At 69.4% G+C, this 18,596-nt stretch carries 17 protein-coding genes; 11 read left to right on the forward strand and 6 right to left on the reverse strand.

Features of this window, described 5'->3' with window-relative positions:
• Positions 1–11: 11 nt before the first annotated feature.
• Positions 12–1,424: an FAD-dependent oxidoreductase gene (locus ACFYXF_RS44270; RefSeq protein ID WP_389358582.1), complete on the reverse strand. Its 1,413-nt coding sequence runs from the start codon at positions 1,422–1,424 to the stop codon at positions 12–14.
• Between the two features lie 77 nt (positions 1,425–1,501).
• Here ACFYXF_RS44270 and ACFYXF_RS44275 point away from each other — a divergent pair, with 77 nt between their 5' ends.
• The 3 genes from ACFYXF_RS44275 (at position 1,502) to ACFYXF_RS44285 (ending at position 4,624) form a co-directional block, all read left to right on the forward strand.
• Entirely contained in the window at positions 1,502–2,167 is a 666-nt protein-coding gene (locus ACFYXF_RS44275; RefSeq protein ID WP_389358584.1) for a TetR/AcrR family transcriptional regulator C-terminal domain-containing protein, read from the forward strand.
• Between the two features lie 124 nt (positions 2,168–2,291).
• Positions 2,292–3,278 (forward strand): glycosyltransferase family 2 protein, encoded by a 987-nt coding sequence (locus ACFYXF_RS44280; protein WP_389358586.1) that lies wholly within the window; start codon positions 2,292–2,294, stop codon positions 3,276–3,278.
• A complete protein-coding gene (locus ACFYXF_RS44285) occupies positions 3,275–4,624 on the forward strand; it encodes a polysialyltransferase family glycosyltransferase (protein WP_389358588.1) in 1,350 nt (449 codons plus the stop codon). The genes ACFYXF_RS44280 and ACFYXF_RS44285 overlap by 4 nt, the downstream gene beginning before the upstream one ends.
• 65 nt (positions 4,625–4,689) lie before the next feature.
• Here the strand turns inward: ACFYXF_RS44285 and ACFYXF_RS44290 are convergent, their stop codons facing one another.
• From ACFYXF_RS44290 to ACFYXF_RS44300, 3 genes are all read right to left on the reverse strand, one after another.
• A complete protein-coding gene (locus ACFYXF_RS44290) occupies positions 4,690–5,889 on the reverse strand; it encodes an acyltransferase family protein (RefSeq protein WP_389358590.1) in 1,200 nt (399 codons plus the stop codon).
• Positions 5,890–6,134: 245 nt separating this feature from the next.
• Entirely contained in the window at positions 6,135–7,502 is a 1,368-nt protein-coding gene (locus ACFYXF_RS44295) for a polysialyltransferase family glycosyltransferase (RefSeq protein ID WP_389358592.1), read from the reverse strand.
• Positions 7,502–8,488 (reverse strand): glycosyltransferase family 2 protein, encoded by a 987-nt coding sequence (locus tag ACFYXF_RS44300; RefSeq protein WP_389358594.1) that lies wholly within the window; start codon positions 8,486–8,488, stop codon positions 7,502–7,504. Before ACFYXF_RS44300 ends, ACFYXF_RS44295 begins: the two co-directional genes overlap by 1 nt.
• A gap of 198 nt (positions 8,489–8,686) precedes the next feature.
• Here ACFYXF_RS44300 and ACFYXF_RS44305 point away from each other — a divergent pair, with 198 nt between their 5' ends.
• From ACFYXF_RS44305 to ACFYXF_RS44320, 4 genes are all read left to right on the forward strand, one after another.
• Positions 8,687–10,003, forward strand: coding sequence for a DUF6716 putative glycosyltransferase (locus tag ACFYXF_RS44305; RefSeq protein ID WP_389358596.1), 1,317 nt, complete (start codon positions 8,687–8,689; stop codon positions 10,001–10,003).
• A gap of 65 nt (positions 10,004–10,068) precedes the next feature.
• Positions 10,069–11,388 (forward strand): cytidylyltransferase domain-containing protein, encoded by a 1,320-nt coding sequence (locus ACFYXF_RS44310; RefSeq protein ID WP_389358598.1) that lies wholly within the window; start codon positions 10,069–10,071, stop codon positions 11,386–11,388.
• Positions 11,389–11,400: 12 nt separating this feature from the next.
• A complete protein-coding gene (locus tag ACFYXF_RS44315; protein WP_389358600.1) occupies positions 11,401–12,336 on the forward strand; it encodes an N-acetylneuraminate synthase family protein in 936 nt (311 codons plus the stop codon).
• A gap of 97 nt (positions 12,337–12,433) precedes the next feature.
• Positions 12,434–13,657 carry a hypothetical protein gene (locus tag ACFYXF_RS44320; RefSeq protein WP_389358602.1) on the forward strand — a complete coding sequence of 408 codons (1,224 nt, stop codon included), beginning with the start codon at positions 12,434–12,436 and terminating at the stop codon, positions 13,655–13,657.
• A 29-nt stretch (positions 13,658–13,686) separates the two neighbouring features.
• Here ACFYXF_RS44320 and ACFYXF_RS44325 read toward each other — a convergent pair whose 3' ends face one another.
• A complete protein-coding gene (locus tag ACFYXF_RS44325) occupies positions 13,687–14,091 on the reverse strand; it encodes a VOC family protein (RefSeq protein ID WP_389358604.1) in 405 nt (134 codons plus the stop codon).
• 376 nt (positions 14,092–14,467) lie between these two features.
• Between ACFYXF_RS44325 and ACFYXF_RS44330 the strand changes: the two genes are divergently transcribed.
• From ACFYXF_RS44330 to ACFYXF_RS44340, 3 genes are read left to right on the forward strand one after another with little or no spacing between them, the layout of a single operon-like run.
• Entirely contained in the window at positions 14,468–14,698 is a 231-nt protein-coding gene (locus ACFYXF_RS44330) for a hypothetical protein (protein WP_389358606.1), read from the forward strand.
• A complete protein-coding gene (locus tag ACFYXF_RS44335; RefSeq protein ID WP_389358608.1) occupies positions 14,695–15,315 on the forward strand; it encodes an RNA polymerase sigma factor in 621 nt (206 codons plus the stop codon). The genes ACFYXF_RS44330 and ACFYXF_RS44335 overlap by 4 nt, the downstream gene beginning before the upstream one ends.
• A 7-nt stretch (positions 15,316–15,322) precedes the next feature.
• Positions 15,323–16,030, forward strand: a complete 708-nt coding sequence (locus tag ACFYXF_RS44340; RefSeq protein WP_389358610.1) for a hypothetical protein — start codon at positions 15,323–15,325, stop codon at positions 16,028–16,030.
• Positions 16,031–16,061: 31 nt separating this feature from the next.
• On the opposite strand, the gene ACFYXF_RS44345 is transcribed toward ACFYXF_RS44340, so the two are convergent.
• Complete coding sequence (locus ACFYXF_RS44345) at positions 16,062–16,724, reverse strand: class I SAM-dependent DNA methyltransferase (RefSeq protein WP_389358612.1); 663 nt, start codon at positions 16,722–16,724, stop codon at positions 16,062–16,064.
• Between the two features lie 369 nt (positions 16,725–17,093).
• Between ACFYXF_RS44345 and ACFYXF_RS44350 the strand changes: the two genes are divergently transcribed.
• On the forward strand, positions 17,094–18,338 hold the full coding sequence (locus ACFYXF_RS44350) for a M20 family metallopeptidase (protein ID WP_389358614.1): 1,245 nt from the start codon (positions 17,094–17,096) through the stop codon (positions 18,336–18,338).
• Positions 18,339–18,596 lie beyond the last annotated feature (258 nt).

An 18,596-nucleotide genomic window follows, 5' to 3' on the forward strand; every position in this document is an offset into this window, starting at 1 on the left:
CTAGCCAAGGTCTAGCCGAGGATGCCCATGGCCGCCGCGTACTCCACCAGCCCCTCCGCCGTCGCTCCCGCCCAGCCCACGTAACCGTCCGGGCGGATCAGGAACACCCCCGTGCCGTACGCCTCGTACGAGAGCAGGCGGACCGTGGGCACGGCAGGGAGCGGAGGCAGGGCTGTCGCCGTGGCCACCGTCAGCAGCGTCCAGTGCGGGCCCCGGAACGCGTCGAAGAGGCGTACGCCGTCCACCGTGCCGTCCGGTGCGCGGTCGCCCGCGTGGACCGGGCCCGGGGACGGACGGGTCTCCGCCGTCAGGGACGAGTCTCGGTAGCCGAGGCCCAGCTGGCGGGTCGCCTCGCCGCGCCTGATCTCGCCCCGGTGGACGCCCGTCGAGATGCCGAGCATCTGCGCGGCGATCGGCCGGCGCTCCTCCTCGTACGTGGCCAGCAGGGACTCGGGCGCCCCGCGCCTCAGTACCGCGCCCAGCTTCCAGCCCAGGTTGTACGCGTCCTGGACGCTCGTGTTCAGACCCTGGCCCCCGGCGGGGGAGTGGACGTGCGCCGCGTCCCCGGCGAGGAAGATCCGGTCGGCGCGGAAGGCGTCCGCCAGAGCCGCCCTCGGGCGGAAGTCCGAGGCCCAGCGGACCTCCGTCACGTCCTCGGGGGCCAAGTGCGAGCGGGCGGCCACCGTCTTCCGTATGGCCTCAAGGGACACGTCCAGGTGTTCCCCCTCCGGGAACTGGGCCACCAGCTGGAAGTCCTCCGTCCCGGCCAGCGGGCAGATGGCCATGAAGCCCTCGCCCTCCCCGCTCGGCGGGAAGACATGCCAGTTGTCGCGGTCCAGGCCCGTGATCCGTACGTCCGCCACCAGGATCGGGTTCGGGTCGACCGTCTCGCCCGTCATGCCGATGCCGAGCGTCCGGCGAACCGTCGAGCGGCCACCGTCGGCCGCGACGACATACCGCGCGCGAACCGGCGCACCCGCCGCGAAGGCGACCGTCACGCCCTCCTCGTCCTGGTCGAGCCCCACGACCTCCCTGCCGAACTCCACCCGCCCGCCCAGCTCCGTCAGCCGCGCGAACAGGATCTCCTGCGTTCGCCACTGCGGCACCATCCACGGCTCGGCCCCGTACGGAGACTCCTCGCTCTCCTCCTCCGCCGGGTCGAACATCCGGTGCTCGCCCGCCCTTTCGCCGTTCTGCCAGATCATCCCGACCGGGTACGGGCCCCCGGCCGCCCGGATCGCGTCCAGCACCCCGAGGTCGTCGAAGACTTCCATCGTGCGCGGCTGGATCCCCTTGCCCCGCGACCCGGGGAACAGCCCCTCGGCCCGCTCCACGACCACCGCGTCCACCCCGCGCCGCGCGAGGTCCACGGCGAGCGCCAGTCCGGTCGGCCCCGCGCCCACGACAAGTACGTCGGTCCTCATGTCCACTCCACTCTCCTTAACGTTGTTAAGTTGCCCTGCTCTCCGAGAGTGGACTTAACGGTGTTAAGTTGTCAAGCGTGAGTACGGAACGACGAGTCCCCCTCGACCGCAAACGCGTCGCCGACACCGCCCTGAAGCTCCTCAACGAGGTCGGTCTCGACGGCCTCACCCTGCGGGCCATCGCCAAGGAGCTGGACGTCAAGGCACCCGCCCTGTACTGGCACTTCAAGGACAAACAGGCCCTGCTCGATGAGATGGCGACCGAGATGTACCGGCGGATGGTCGCCGGCCCGGCCCCCGGTCCCGACGTCCCGTGGGACGAGCGGCTGCTCGTCGCCAGCCGCGGGCTGCGCGACGCCCTGCTCGGCTACCGCGACGGCGCCAAGGTGTTCAGCGGCTCCCGTTTCACCGGCGTCGAGCACGCCGTCCAGATGGAGGCGAACCTCCGCTGCTTCGTCGAGGCGGGCTTCACACCGGCCCAGGCCGTCCGCGCGAACATGACCGCGTACGTCTATACGATTGGCTTCGTCACGGAGGAGCAGGGCGTGCAGCCGCTGCCCGGTGAGCGCCGCGAGGGGTACGACGTCGAGGAGCGGGCCCGGCGGATGGCAGACTTTCCCCTGTCGGCCGCGGCCGGCGCCGAGGTCTTCCAGGACTACGACCGACAGTTCGAGGAAGGGCTGAGGCTGGTGCTCGCAGGAATCGGGGCGACGTACGGAATGACGTACGGAAAGTCGTCGTGATGCGGTGTGAGTGCGGCCCGGCCCTCATCTTTCGAGTGCTGTCCGATCAAGGTCGAGTTGACATCCGGCGCCGAATAACTCTTACTGTCGCGGAATCTGCAGCTGAGAGAGCCCAGGTGTACGCGTGACCAACCGTCCCCCGATACTGTCCGTCGTCGTGCCTTGTTACAACATCGAGACCTATGTCTCGGACACCGTGACGAGTCTCGTCAACAACGACCAGGACGACTTCGAGTTCATCTTCATCGAGGACCGCTCGACGAAGGACAAGACCTACGAGGCGTTGCTGGAGCTGACGAAGCGGCTGAAGAACGGCAGGGTGATCCAGCACGAGCAGAACGGCGGTCTGGCCACCGCCCGCAACACCGGCATCGACGCCTCCGAGGGCACGTACATCACCTTCCTCGACGGTGACGACTGGCTGGCCCCGGGCTATCTGAAGGACCTCGTCGACTCCATCCAGCGCCATGACGTCGACTTCGTGCGTACCGACCACGTACAGGTCAACGGCATAGAGCGGGCCGTCCACCGGGCGCCCGAGGGCCGCCGGAACGTCCCGCTGGACCCGCGCACCTCGATCCTCCCCGTCGACGACACCACGATGGTCGACTACCCCTACGCCTGGGCCGGCGTCTACCACCGCCGCCTCCTCGACAAGGGCATGCTGCGCTTCCACGACGGCCTCAAGACCGCCGAGGACCGCCCCTGGATCTGGGACCTGCACCGCAGGGCCGACTCCTACCTGGTCGCCAGCCTGCGCGGGGTCTTCTACCGCCGGGGCGTCACCACCTCGCTCACCCAGATCGGTGACGTCCGCCAGCTGGACTTCTTCCGGTCCTTCGACCTCGTACTCGCCGAACTCGCGAGCGACCCCGAGGTCGGGCTGCTGCGCAAGAAGGCGCTGCGCAACTACTGCGTCGTCATCGCGCACCAGCTGCTCCAGCGCAGCCGCTTCGACCGGCCGACCGCCGCCAAGCTGCGGCAGATGAGCGCCGACGCGCTGAACAAGATGTCCGAGGACGAGCTCCAGGCCGCCCTCATCGGTATGGGCGAGCAGCGCGTACACCTGCTGCGGCGCGTGCGCGGCGGTATGAAGGGAATCGCGGCATGATCCAGATCTTCTTCTCGGCGACGCAGTACGCGGCGGCGACCGTCACGGCCGCGATCCGCGCCGGGCTCTTCGGCCCGCGCGAGGAGCACCGCCGCATCCTGGTCGTCAGCAACACGGCCGCCATCCCGGAGGTCGGCACCCCGCTCGACAGAATGGCGGGCTTCGAGAAGCTGCGGCCCGAGTTCGACGAGGTGCGCTCCTGGAACGAGTTCATCTCCCCGCACCACCCGGCCGGCTGGTCCCCCCGCGCGCAGGACGCGATCATGTGGGAGAAGGCCGTACGCCTGGCCTGGGATCTCGGTGACGAGCCCGTCGAGATCGCCTGCGAGTCGATCCAGGCGAACCCCTCGCGCGCGGTCGCCGAGATCTTCGCCGACAGCCCGATCCACGTGTACGCGGACGGCCTGATGAGCTACGGCCCCACCCGCAACCGCGTTCCGCACGGCATGAGCAGCCGCATTGCCCGCGTGCTCCACCTCGACCTCATACCGGGACTGCGGCCCCTGCTCCTCGCCGAGTACGGCGTGGAGCCGGTGCCGATCCCGAACGAGCCGATCGTCGAGGTTCTCAACGAGATCGGGGAGCAGGGCGTCGACCTGCTCGCCGCCCGTATCCCGGCCGAGAACCGTCCGACGGCCGTGCTCCTCGGTCAGTACCTGTCCGCCATCAACCTCATCACCCAGGAGGAAGAGGAGGAGCTGCACGTCCGGATGCTCCGGGCCGCGGCCAAGGCCGGCCACACCGCCGTCCTGTTCAAGCCGCACCCGAGTGCCCCGGCCGCGTACTCCACGTCCCTGCAGACCGCCGCCACGGAACTGGGCGTGCACCTGAGCGTCCTCAACGAACCGGTGCTCGCCGAGACGGTGTTCGCGTACCTGAAGCCGCAGCTGGTCGTCGGCTGCTTCTCCACCGCCCTGATGACCGCCGCGACCTTCTACGGCATCCCGGTCGCCCGGGTCGGCACGGAGTCGCTCCTCGACGCCATCACGCCGTACGAGAACAGCAACCGCATCCCGCTCACCATCATCGACGCGGCCCTGCCCGACGCCGAACGCGACCTCGCGTCCAGCATCGGCGTGCCGTCCGACGACCCCGGCCTTGTCGCACGGCTGGAGCCGCTGGTGAAGGCGGTCGGGTACTGCATGCAGTCCCGCAAGCACCCGCAGCTGCGTGAAGAGGTCGCCGCCTGGCTGTCGGTCCATCTGTCGGAGAACGCCCACTACTTCAAGCGCCGCCGCCTGACCAGCCTCCGCCTCCCCGGCGGCAGCACGGTCCGCGCGGAGACGCTGCGGCGCAACCCGACGGTCCGCAAGGTCGTGAAGAAGGTCAGGGCCGCGCGGTCCTGACCGGCACAGCGACAGGAAAGGGCCCGGGGTCGGAATCCGACCCCGGGCCCTTTCACGCGCTCAACTCACTTGGCCTGCTTGAGCTTCTCGCCCAGCTGCTTCGACTGCAGCGTCATCGTCCGCTTCAGGCGCGGCCCGAACGGCTTCTCGACGAACTTGTGCATGAGCCAGGCCAGCGTCAGCAGGCTCGCCACCGACGCGAGGATCGTCAGATAGGGGTCGAGGCCCCAGCCGCGGTGCAGGACCCGGATGAAGAACCAGCCCAGGTGCTCGTGGATCAGATAGAAGGGGTACGTCAACGCACCCGCGATCGTCAGCCAGTTCCAGTTCGCCCAGCGCGTCCAGCCCAGCGCGACCACCGCGACGGACGCGAAGGCCAGCAGCACGATCCCCTGGATCACGTACGGGTTCCGGACGAAGTCGCCCTGCGCGCCCGGGTGCCACAGGGCCGTCACCGAGTAGCGCTGGCCCAGCAGGAACGACATGCCGACGATGCCCCACAGGAGCAGGTCGCTGCCGTAACGGTGGATCAGGTAGAGGGCCAGGCCGCCGATGAAGAAGGGGGCGTGGTCGCGGAAGGTCAGTTCCGAGATCAGCGGGTTGTCGGCGACCCGGGCGAAGGCGCCGGCCAGCGTCCACAGGATGCAGAAGGTCACCACACGGCGGTAGGTGACGCCCTTCCAGACCACGAACAGCGCGAACAGCACGTAGAACTTGAGCTCCACCCACAGCGTCCAGCACACGCCCAGGACACGCGGCACGCCCAGCGGCTGCTGCATCATCGTGAGGTTGACGAGGAACTCGTCACCGCGGACGTGGTGCACGACCACCGGCATCGCGAACGAGGCGGCGGTGACCATGACGATCGCCACCCAGTACGCCGGGTAGAGCCGCGCGATGCGCGAGCGGAAGAAGTCGCCCAGCGTCTTGCCCCAGCTGCTCATGCAGATGACGAAGCCGCTGATGACGAAGAAGAACTGCACCCCGAGGCTGCCGTAGGTGGCGAACCGGGACAGGGTCGGGAACATCACACCGGGCGACTGGTGCCAGGACTCGGCGACCTGACCGTTCTTGCCGGCGAAGTGGTACATGCAGACCATCAGCGCGGCCACCAGCCGCAGTCCGTCCAGCGCCCGCAGCCGGCTGACCGGGCGGGCCTTCTTGCCCTCGGCGGCGGGCGGAACGGCCGGTTCGGCACTCCCGGACCGCGGACCCGGCGGGGGAGCCGGGAGCGGGGGTGCCATGGTCTGGTCGGCCGCGGTCATCGGGTGGCCTTTCGCAGCGGGGACAAGAGAAGAGAACAAGCGAAGCTGACTCATCGACGGTAACCAGGAGAGTCAGGGGCAACCCAAAGAGGTAGCACAGAACTCTGACGGATGAATAACCGGTCAGGTCATTGACGTATGCAGGCACTCGAAGGTTGCGCGCACGCGAACGCGTCGCCACCCGTCCGTCGTATACGAATCGGTGGCGACGCGTTCGGCAGATTAGATGCCCGCGGGGCCTGTTGTCATCGCTTCACCGTTTTGCTCAGCGCACGGGCCCGGCGCGCGATCCGGCGCACGGTCGCGTTGCGCGGGATGAACGACAGCTGGGACGGCAGCGCGCCGGGCAGTGCCAGCGAGGTCAGCCGGCGGCGCTTGAAGTAGCGCCAGGTCCGCTCGGTGAGGTGCTTGGAGAGGTATGCCTCCGCCTCCGGGCGCAGCCTCGGGTAGATCCGGGGCTGCATGCAGAAGCCGATCGCCTTGATGAGCCCGGCGAGTTCCTTGCCGACCTGCTTGGCGGACGGCATCGACCACTTCTGCACGGCCTTGGCGTCGGCGAGGTCCGGCAGCAGGACGTCCACGATGGTCAGCGGCACGCGGTTGCTGTTCTGGTACGGCGCGATCTTCTCCAGCACGGTGTCCGTGCCGACCCGGGCGACCGGGATGCCGTACAGGCCCGCCGCCGTGAACAGGCCGGTCGAGAAGCAGCCGACGACCAGCGCGGGGCGCAGCCGCTGGAAGAGGACCTCGGCGAGCACGGGCCGGTCGAGGACGGTCAGTGTGGCGCCGAGCTTCTTCGCCTCCGCCTCCAGCGAGCCCGACCAGGCGGCGGGCGCGGTCGGGTGCGGCTTGAAGACGAGTGCGCGGTGTCCGGCCTTCACGGCGCCGCGCACCATGCGCAGATGCAGCTCCTCCTCCTCGGCCGCGGTGAGGATGTCGAGCGCGGAAAGATACTGGCCCAGCAGCAGCGCGGGCTGTTCCTTCGCGTTCTTCGCGGTGGCCGCCGCGAGCTCCGGCTCGGCCTCGGCGAGTTCGCCCAGCACCTTCAGGAACGCCTCGGTCGGCACCAGCTCGGTGGGCACGGAGAACTCGGTGAGCAGCAGCGGGGTGAGGCCCGGGACGAGGTCGAGGTGGAGCAGCCGCCCGATGCGGGTGCCGACCAGCGCGTCGATCTTCTCGCGTGTGGGGCCATAACTTATGAGGCCGTCCGCGTAGACGTCGACGGGGGCGCCGGTGAACAACTGGCACAGCGCCAGGGCCGGGTAGACCTGCACGGACTCGACGGCCAGCTGGATGTTGTCGTCGCCGAGGTTCCACAGCATCCGCAGATGCCGCTCCCACAGCGGGACGTCGTCGGCGCGCGGGCCCCAGCCGCTGGGGTGGAACGGGGCGATCGTCTCGTTCCAGGACAGCACCTCGTCGAACCGCTCGCGCACCCGGTCGAAACCGGACATCGCGTCGACCCCGGGGGTGATCTCGGGGTTGGCCGCGTTGTTGGTGACGAGCAGGATCCGGCGGTCGGCCGGCTCGAAGAGCCCCGCGTCGAGGGCGGCGGCCAGCGTGGCGGCGCCGTACAGCGTCGACGCGCAGTAGATCTGGGTGGTGCGGGACATCAGACGGACACCGTCCCGGCGGACGCGGAGACGGGCCTGCGCCGCACCTTCCGCAGCCGGTTGGCCCGCTGGGCGTCCATCGAGTCGATGGCCTCCGCGAGGACGTCCTGCGGCATCCGCTTCAGCGCGGCGGCGCTCAGCGAGCGCAGTTTTCGGGCCACGGCGGGTTCGAACCTCTCGATCGCTCCGAGATGATGAGCCATGATCGCGCAGTAGGTGCGCACTGCTTTCGGCAGCAGCCTATCCGCCTCGGGGTCCCGGGCCGTCTCCTCGATCACCTGGTCGAAGGCCCGGATGAAGTCGAGTTGGCGAACATCACCGATTTGGGTGAGCGAGGAGGCGACACCACGCCGGTAGAACACGCCGAGCAGCCCCACGGCGGCGAACGACTCCGCCTCCCGGTGCAGCTTCCAGATCCACGGCCGGTCCTCCGCCGTACGCAGCCCGTCGGTGAAGTGCAGGATGCCGCGGTCGACGAGCCGGCGGTGGTAAATGCCGGCCCAGGCATAGGCGTAGTCGACGGAGGTGGAGCGGTCGGTCGGCAGGATCGCGTCCCGCGGCGACATCACCACCCCGCGCCTGCCGTGCGGGACCCGATGGATCGCACGCGCCCTGTTGGTGCACTGGACATGGTCCGTACGAACGAAATCGCAGCCCAAGTCCTCAATAGCGGCGAGGAGTTGGGGGAAATAGCCGGGGGCGAGCCAGTCGTCGCCGTCGAGGAACGTGAGGTATTCGCCACGCGCTTTGTCGATACCGGTGTTGCGGGCGGTGGCCAGGCCTCCGTTCTTCTCGTGGCTGACCAGCACGGCGCCCGGCAGCTCGCGCTCTGCGCGCGCGAGGATGCTCGGAGTCTCGTCGCGCGAGCAGTCGTCGACGAGGATGAACTCGAAGTCCTCGCGCGCGTTGGCGCGCAGGCTCTTCAGAGTGTCGGGCGCGTATTGCTGCACGTTGTAGAACGGCACGATGACGGAGAGCTTGACCACGAGTCCGAGGTTAGAGCCTCTCCGGTGGTCCTACTTTACCCGGGGTTTGATGTCGGGTGAACTACATGTGTCGGGCCGGTGAATCAAGGGGGTTTCTGCACGTATGACGTCTTGATTCAAGTCGACGCGACCTTTTGTTAACCCTTTGTTGCCCACGGATTCGGCGGAAGCCCCCCATGTCGGCTTAAGGTCTTGGACGTGCCAGCCAGTACCACGAGCCCCATGAGGGTCGCCGTCCTCGCCGATTCCGACACTCGGTGGAAATGGGGTGCGCTCACTGCCAGCCGTATTTCTCCTGATAATTCGGACATTCATCTTGACGGCTACCTCCTCAGAGGCCGGGCCACCCCCACCGCCCGCCAGTTGCAGGAGGTAGGGGTCGAGGCGGACTCCCTGCGTGAGGTGACCGCCCTCGAGTTCCTGCGGGCCATGGGCCAGGAGGAGCCGTACGACATCCTCGTGCTCGCTCTCGTCGGCGGCGGCGTCCAGGCGATGCTGCACGGCCTCGCGAAGGTGTGGGACGACACAGCCCTGCGCCCCGTCGTCGTCACCGGCTATGTCGGGGTCGTCTACGAAAAGCTCGCCGACGGTCTGCTGCTGCGCCACGGCGCCGACCTGGTCCTCGCGAACTCCCGTCAGGACGCCGACCGTTTCAAGGCCGTGTACGACGGAGTCGGTGCCGATTCGTCCTCTGTGACCGAAGTCGCACTCCCCTTCCTGGGCGGTTCGACGTACACAGGTGAGCATGGTCACCCCTACACGGTCGTCTTCGCCGCCCAGCCCTCCGTCCCGGAGAGCCGCAAGGACCGTACGTATCTGCTCGACCGGCTCGTGCAGCACGCCCGGCTGCACCCCGAGCGCGAGGTGCTGCTCAAGCTGCGCTCCAAGCCCGGCGAGCACACCACGCACATCGAGGAACTGCCCTACCAGAAACTGGCCCAGCGCGCAGACCTTCCGCCGAACTTCAAGCTCGTCTACGGGCACATGGGCGAGGTCCTGGACCGCACGGACCTGCTGGTCACGATCAGTTCCACGGCCGCGCTGGAGTCCCTGCACCGCAGCATCCCGACCGTCGTGCTGAGCGACCTGGGGGTGCGCGAGGCGCTCGGCAACCACCACTTCGTGGGCTCCGGCTGCCTCGCCTCCTGGGAGCAGTTGGACGCCGGTCACCAGCCCGTTCCTGACGCCCAGTGGGTGGCCCGGCAGGGCGTTGCCGCTGATGGCTCGTACGAGACCGCCTTCGACGCGGCACGCGACAGGATCGACCGTCTTCTGGGATCCTCGAAGCTTCCGCCCCTGGCCCCGTACTACACACCGATGACGGCTCCCGGATATTTGCCGGGTATTCTCGCTCGGCACCACCTCGGCCCCGACGGCGTTCCGCTGCCCGGAGCCCCGGCCGCCGACAAGGAGCCGGGAGCGGTGCGGCAGATCGTGCGTCGCGCGGCCCGCGGCGCCTACCGGCACGGCGTGCAGCGCGTGGCGCCCGTGATCCGGCGCATGGGGGAGCTGTGACCGACCGGGTTCCCCGTCAGGCACGCGAACGTCAAGCACGCGAAGAGCGTCAAGGAGTACAGGCAATGTCCAAGCCGGAGTCCAACCCGCAAGCGGGCCGAGCGACCGCGCGGCCCCGCGTGCTCGCGGTGATCCCCGCGAGAGGCGGCTCCAAGGGCGTGCCCGCGAAGAACCTGCTGCCCGTCGGCGGGGTCCCGCTGGTCGCCCGCGCGGTGCGCGAGTGTCTCGCCGCCAAGCTGGTCACGGACGTCGTCGTCTCCACCGACGACCAGGCCATCGCCGCCGCCGCCCGCCAGGCCGGCGCCGAGGTCGTGCTGCGCCCCGCCGCCATTGCCGGTGACACCGCGACCTCCGAGGCCGCCGTCCTGCACGCCATGGACGCCCACGAGACGCTGCACAACGCCAAGGTCGACGTGGTCCTGCTCGTGCAGTGCACCAGCCCGTTCATCATCCGCGAGGACGTCGACGGCGTCGTCGGAGCGGTCGTGAACAACGGCGCGGACAGCGCGCTGACCGTCGCCCCCTTCCACGGCTTCATCTGGCGCGACGCGGCCGACGACCCGCAGCCCGCGCCGAGCGAGAGCGCGGCTGTCGAGGGCGGCGCCGACACCGTCACCACCACCGAGACGGTGACCGTCGGCGGCGGCTATGGCGTAAATCACGACAAGTCCTTCCGGCCCCGCCGCCAGGACCGCCCCCAGGACCTCCTGGAGACCGGCGCTGTCTACGCGATGGACGCGGCGGGCTTCCGTAAGTCGAAGCACCGTTTCTTCGGTCACACCGAACCCGTGCGTACCGACCCGGCCCGTGTGCTGGAGATCGACGACCCGCACGACCTCGCCCGCGCCCGGGCCCTCGCGACGCTCTTCGACGCGGAACGCCCCGGCGCCCTCCCGACCGCCGACGACATCGACGCGGTCGTACTCGACTTCGACGGCACCCAGACCGATGACAGGGTGCTGATCGACTCCGAGGGACGGGAATTCGTCTCCGTGCACCGCGGGGACGGACTCGGCATCGCGGCTCTGCGCAAGAGCAGCCTCAAGATGCTGATCCTGTCCTCGGAACAGAACCCGGTCGTCGCCGCCCGCGCACGGAAGCTACAGCTGCCCGTGCTGCACGGCATCGACCGGAAAGACCTCGCGCTGAAGCAGTGGTGCGAGGAGCAGGGCATCGCGCCGGAGCGCGTGCTCTACGTCGGCAACGACGTCAACGACCTCCCGTGCTTCGCCCTCGTGGGCTGGCCCGTGGCGGTCGCGAGCGCCCACGACGTTGTGCGCGGCGCCGCACGCGCGGTCACCACCGTTCCCGGCGGCGACGGCGCGATCCGAGAGATCGCCAGCTGGATCCTCGGCCCCTCTCTCGACCCCCTCAACAAGAAGTAAGGACCAAAAGTCATGACCTCCACCCGCTTGCGCTCGTTCGGTTCGAAGACCGCCGGCCCCGGCCAGCCCGTCTACGTCTGCGGCGAGATCGGCATCAACCACAACGGTGACCTTGAGAACGCCTTCAAGCTGATCGACGTGGCCGCCGAAGCCGGCTGCGACGCGGTCAAGTTCCAGAAGCGCACCCCGGAGATCTGCACCCCGCGCGACCAGTGGGACATCGAGCGCGACACCCCCTGGGGCCGCATGACCTACATCGACTACCGCCACCGTGTGGAGTTCGGTGAGGACGACTACCGCCAGATCGACGAGCACTGCAAGAAGCGCGGCATCGACTGGTTCGCCTCCCCGTGGGACACCGAGGCCGTCGCGTTCCTGGAGCAGTTCGACGTTCCGGCCCACAAGGTCGCCTCCGCGTCCCTGACGGACGACGAGCTGCTCGTCGCCCTGCGCAAGACCGGCCGTACGGTCATCCTGTCGACGGGTATGTCCACCCCGAAGCAGATCCGCCACGCGGTCGAGGTGCTGGGCAGCGACAACATCCTGCTCTGCCACGCGACGTCGACGTACCCGGCGAAGGCCGAGGAGCTCAACCTCCGCGTCATCAACACGCTGGAGAAGGAGTACCCGAACGTTCCGATCGGTTACTCCGGCCACGAGACGGGCCTGCAGACCACGCTGGCCGCGGTCGCCCTCGGTGCCACCTTCGTCGAGCGTCACATCACCCTCGACCGCGCGATGTGGGGCTCCGACCAGGCCGCCTCCGTCGAGCCGCAGGGCCTGACCCGCCTCGTCCGCGACATCCGGATCATCTCGGAGTCCCTCGGCGACGGCGTCAAGAAGGTCTACGAGTCCGAGATCGGCCCGATGAAGAAGCTGCGCCGTGTCTCCGGCGTCATCGCCGACGCGGAGATCGCGGCTGCCGCGGGCGAGCCCGTCACCGCCTGATCCGCGTCCCTCAGCGGCTTCACCGGCGCCAGCCGGTGACCACTCCGTCCACGCGGATCCCCCAGTCCGTACTCACGGAAGCGACGGTCGTACGTCGATGAGCCCTCGCGCCGGTACCACCGGCCCCCAAACTCTCGCCTTCGTCGAGAGTCCGGTCCAGCTCCTGAACGTGCTGGAATGGGCGCATGTGCATGCGCATGCGCTCAGCCCGGAGGGGGCCGGCGGTCCGGCGTCGGCTGTTTCCGCCCGCGAAAAGGGCAAAGTCCCCGGGCAGGCGTCCCGCCGCTGGCGCAGAGGCCAGAGCCGGCCGACGGTCCACCGGGAACCCGCCGCGGGCGGACTGACCCTGGTGGTCCTGTCCCCGGTCGACCCGATGACCCGGGGTCAGCTGCGCCGCATGGCCGAACTCGCCCGCGACGAAGGCCACGAGGTCCGCTGGGAGGACGCGCGAGCCGGTACGTCGGCCCCGTTCCGCACGATCGGCGGCCTGGCGCCCCTCCTGCGCCGGACGCAGCGGATCGTGATGGGGGACCCGTTCTCCCGCTACGTACAGGTACTTCTCAACATCACCAAGGCCCGTGACCTCGTCGTGGTCGACGACGGCACGGCGACCATGGAGTTCGTCTCCCAACTGGCGCGCGGCGAGCGCCTGGTGCGCTGGCACCGCAAGTCCCGCCGCCCCGGGGCGCGGGACCTGCTGTTCATCCCGGTGTCCTCGAAGGCCCGCCGTCGGCTGACCCCGGGCGGCAAGCGCCGGGTCGAGATCTTCTCGTCCATGCCGATCGAGGAGACCCCCAAGGGCGTCGAGGTCACGTCCAACGACTTCGCCTGGACCCGCTCCCGCTTCGGGCCCCCGCACATCTCCGAGGGCGCCGACATGGTCGGCACGTCACTGGTGGAGACGGGCGTGGTCGACGCCGATCGCTATCGCGAAGCGGTCCGCGCCCTCGCCAAGGCCCACGGTGTGACGCGTTACTTCGCGCACCGCCGCGAGAGCCCCGAGAAACTCCACGACCTGGCGGCCTGCACGGGCCTGGAGGTGGTCCGCCCGGACCTCCCCCTGGAACTGATCGCCCGCCGAGGCCCCATCGGCCGTACGATCCTCAGCTTCCCGTCCACGGTGGTCCACACCCTCCCCCTGGCCCTGGCGGGCACGGACGTCAAGGTCGCGGTCTGCGACATCGACCCGGCCTGGCTGACGGCGAACGCCTCACCGAGGGCCCAGGGCTTCCTGTCGGGCGTCACGGGCTCGGCCCGGGACGTACAGCGGGTGTCGACGGAGTCGGAACACCCGGCGAAGGAAGCGAAGGCGACGGGCTGACGCCCGCCCTAATTCCTCACCTCTCTCACCTACCTCACCTTCATCACCTCCCTCACCTTCATCACGCAGAACTCGTTGCCCTCCGGGTCCAGCAGCACGACGTGGTCGTCGTAGCGGGCCAGGACGGTGGCGCCCAGAGCCGTGAGCCGGTCCAGTTCGGTGGCCAGGTCGGGTGTCGACAGGTCCAGGTGGACCCGGTTCTTGACGCGCTTGGGCTCCGGGACGCGCTGGACGAACAGGCGGGGACCGCCGTCCCGCGGCTCCAGCAGGACCGTCGGGTCGTCCTCCGGGCCGTCGATGCCCAGTGCCCGCAGCCGGGCCAGTTCCGCCTCGTCGTACGGGGCGACGGCGTACCCGTCGAGTGCGGCGGCCCAGAAGCGGGCCAGCGAGGCCGGGTGGGCCGAGTCGATGACGATGTCGCGGAGGCGGGCCATGCGGTCATGGTGCCCGTCGACACCCATGGGTCGGGTGAGTGATGTACATCACAGTTGTTTCGCGGTCGGGTGGGTTCGTGTTCGCGCAAATAAGGGTCGGAAATCTCCCTTTTTGACAGATGGGCAGCTGAGTCGGGGTGGCGAAGTCTGGCGGGCGGTATGGCGGATCATGGCGGTATGCGTCAGCAAATCGTCGGATGATCTGTAAGTAAGGGAAGGTCACCTTCCGTTAGAAGCGACAGCTGGGTGGACTGCACATTTCGGTGGGGTGATCCGATTGTCTGTTCCCTGGAGCAACAAGGCTCCAGGTGCCTTCCCGACCGGAACGGGGGCCGGAACGGTCGGGCACCGCCGCGAAAGAAGGAAAACGAACACTGTGAACTACGACGTAGCCGGCTTCGTGCTGGCCCTCGCCGCCGCGGCGCGATCCTTCGCGCCCGACGTGTGGTTCTTAGTGCGGCGCCTCCTGGGCGCCGGAGTACGGATCGGGGCCGACGCCCTGATCGAGCATCGGTCCCCCTCCGTACAGTCCCCGTCCCGGTCCGCGCAGCCCCCGTCCGGACCGTCCCCCGCCAAGGTCTCCCTCGACGAGGGAGGCCGCCGATGACCAGCCCGCCACCCGAACCCGCAGGACATGCGATCCGTGAATCCGGCGCCCGGACCCCGGCCGCGTTCTGGGACTTCCACGCCCGCTACGACCAGCCCTACTACGAGTACAGCCGTATCCACCTCGGCAACGACAAGGCCGCCCGCCGCCTCGTCAACGGCGTCTTCGTCTGCCTGGCGGTCATCTGGCCCCGGCTGGAGCGCGGAAACCGCGGTCCCTACGCCTGGGCCCTGCTCAAGCAGCGGGTCGCCGGTGAACTGGCCGTGCTGGGCCGCAGCCCGGCCACGACCACCGAGACCCTGGCCTTCGCCCGGGCCATACGGGTCGCCGCCGCACCCCTGCTCGACTCCTTCCGCGCCACCTTCCGTGCCGAATACGACAGAGAGGTGACCGAACTCGAAGAAGGCCTGGGTCTCTACCGGCGGATGGCGCAGCTGAGCGAGCGCCAGTTCGACGTGCTCGTGCTGCGTGACGCGCTCGGCTTCGACACCCGGCGCACCGCCCTGATCATGGGCATCCGCGAAGCGACCGTCCGCTCCACCCGCCGCACCGCCAAGCAACGGCTCGCGACCGCCATGGGCTACCACCTCGACGAACACACCGACGACAAGGAGTGATGAGCCCGTGAACCGCACCCCGCGCAGCATCGACGAGGCACTGAGCCGTGCCCGCGTCTTCCAGGGCGACTACGGCGAGGCCGACCTCGAAGCAGCCCGGCACAGCATCGCCGGCGAACTGCACGAGCTGCGCTGGGTGCGGTTCCTCTCGGCCCCCGTCCCGGCCCTCGAACCGCCCCCCGCTCTGCACGAACAGGCCGCGCGGGACCTGCGGGTGCTGTGCCGGGGCATCGTCCGCCACCACGATGCCGCACTCCACATCACCGCCTTCGACACCGCGCGCGAACCCGACGGCGCCCTCACCTTCGCCTGTCTGCTCTTCCTCGCCGACAAGGAGGAAGGCGCCCAGTTCTGGTGGCAGTTCACCGCCGGCGCCGGCAATGTCACCGGCGCCCTGTGTCTGCATCTGCTGCATCTGCTGCACAGCGAACTGCGTGACGCCCAGCACTGGGCAAAGCAGCTGCGCGTACTGAAGCGCCTCGACTGGAGCGCCTACACCCCCGTCGACCACGACGCGGACCTCGCGTGCGTCGGCTCACCGCTCGGCCCCACCGTCCGCTACGCCCTGCCCGCCACCGACACGGTCGTGCCCGAGGCGGCCGTCAAGGACGCCGTCGACGACCTCGTCGAGGCACCCGCCGACGAGGACCACGGCCCGATCCCCCAGCCCAGTCCGGCCCTGGCGGACAACTGGGAGACCCTGATCACCGCGTGAGCCGCCGGGCCCGGGTCCACGCGACCCCGGCCTACGCGACCGGCTTGCGCGCGAGCAGGAACGCCCGCTGTCGGGTCTCCTCCTCGTACGGCTCCCGGATCGTCTGCGCCTGCACGGTCAGGCCCGCCTTGGTCAGGAGTTCGGCGACCCTGTCCGGCGTACGGAACCAGTAGTCCAGCGACATCTCGTGGCCGAAGCGTTCCGAGAGGTGCAGATGGCCGTCGTCGGCGCCCGCCTGGAAGCCGAGCAGGACATGGCCGCCGGGGGCCAGGACCCGGTGGAACTCCGTGAACACCGTGGGCAGATCGCTGTCCGGGACATGGATGATCGAGTAGAGGGCCAGCACTCCGCCGAGGGTCTCGTCGGGGAGGTCCAGGGACGTCATCGAGCCGACGTGGAACCGGAGTTCGGGGTGGGCCCGGCGGGCCAGCGCCACCATGCGCGGGGACAGGTCCACGCCGAACACCGGGACGCCGAGGGCGTGCAGTCTCGCGGTCACACAGCCGGGCCCCGAGCCGACGTCCGCGACGGGTTCGGGGCCCTGGGTCCGCACCAGCTCGGCGAAGGCGGCGACGAGGGCGCGGTCCAGGGGAAGCTCCGCCAAGTGGTCCGCGTATCGCTCTGTGTAGTCGGCGGCCATGGCGTCGTAGGACGCGCGGGTGGCGTGGATGAAGTCTTGGGTCGGGGCGGTCACGGGGGTGCACGTTACCCGGGGCCGGTCCGGGGGATGGGGCGTTTCCACGGGCTCCGGCGAGTGTGGGCGAGTGTTCACGCGGTGTGCCCTCGGCCGTTCATGTGCCGTGACCGTGGTCGTTTCGGTGGGTGGACAGATCCGGCGGGGCGACCTGCCGCGTGGCATCGTGGAGGGAGGGTGGACGGACACGGGTACCCGGAAAGTGCCCGCATGATCCGAATCGGCCGGAAAGGCGGGCGAGTTTACCCACTTCAGTGCACGAATATGCCTCCGGCGGCCAGATTTTCTTCCCCTATCGGGTTGAACTTTTGTTGATCGTGGGTCAGTTGACCGCCCGGGCGTCCTACCCTTCAAAGGGTGAACCAATTGATGTCCCGAGAGTCCGAGGCCGATCTCCCCGGGGAAGCCGCGCTCCCCGGCACACTGCCGGACGCGTTGCGCGCCGAACTCGTCGCCTTCCGGCGTGACTTGCACATGCACCCGGAGCTCGGCAACCAGGAGTTCCGCACCACCGCCGCGATCAAGGAACGGCTTGAGAAGGCCGGCCTGAAGCCGCGTGTGCTCTCCATCGGAACCGGGCTCATCTGTGACATCGGCGACGTGGGTGCCGATCCCGAGGGACCGGGCAGCGGAACCGTTCCGCCCATGCTGGCCCTGCGCGCCGACATCGACGCCCTGCCCATCCCGGACACGAAGAGTGAGTGCGCGTACCGCTCCACCGTGCCCGACCGCGCCCACGCCTGCGGCCACGACATCCACACGACCGTCGTCCTCGGCGCCGGGCTCGTGCTCGCCGAACTGCACAAACAGGGCCGGCTGCCACGGCCGGTGCGGCTGCTCTTCCAACCCGCCGAGGAGATCCTGCCCGGCGGCGCCACCGACGCCATCGACTGCGGCGTCCTCGACGGGGTCGGGCGGATCATCGCCGTGCACTGCGACCCGAAGGTCGACGCCGGCCGCATCGGACTGCGCCACGGGCCCATCACCTCGGCCTGCGACCGCCTGGAGGTCTCCCTCGACGGCGCCGGCGGCCACACCGCGCGCCCCCACCTCACCACCGACCTCGTCACCGCCGCCGCCCGGGTCGTCACCGACGTGCCCGCGCTGGTCGCCCGGCGCGTCGACGCCCGCAGCGGGCTCGCCGTGACCTGGGGCCGGATCGAGTCGGGGCACGCCTGCAACGTGATCCCGCAGCACGCCGAACTCTCCGGGACCGTGCGCTGCCTCGACCTCGACGCCTGGCACCAGGCGCCCGACCTGGTCCACGCGGCCATCGACGAGATCGCCAACCTGCACCGGGCCAAGTCCGAGATCAACTACGTGCGCGGGGTGCCGCCCGTCGTCAACGACCCGGTGATCACCGAGCTGTTGCGCGACGCCATGACCGCCCGGCGCGGCGCCCACTCCATCGAGACCACCGAACAGAGCCTCGGCGGCGAGGACTTCTCCTGGTATCTGGAGCAGGTGCCCGGCGCGATGGCCCGGCTCGGCGTGCGCAGCCCGGGGGAGCGCGGGGTGCGCGATCTGCACCAGGGCGACTTCGACGCCGACGAGCACGCGATCACGGTCGGCGTGGAGCTGTTCACGGCCGCCGCGCTGATCGAGCAGGGTTAGGAACGGCCGGGGAAGGGGTACTTGCGGGCGCCCGGAGCGGCGCACCGGCCGGTATCCCTTCCGTCCGCCTTCGTCCCTTTGTTTCACTCCGGTGTAACCGTGTGTGGGCAAACGTAACCCCCCTCGGCACGAATCGATAACGGCCTCTCGAAACCCCGTTCCCCTCCCTTTCTACGCGCGTTACTGTGCGCCGCAATCGCTGCCGTAGGTGGCGTATTGGGTAAGCGGGCCGGGGACGGTGCCGTGGGGATGAAGGGG

The organism is Streptomyces sp. NPDC002680 (genome assembly GCF_042889145.1).
Classification (GTDB): domain Bacteria; phylum Actinomycetota; class Actinomycetes; order Streptomycetales; family Streptomycetaceae; genus Streptomyces; species Streptomyces adonidis.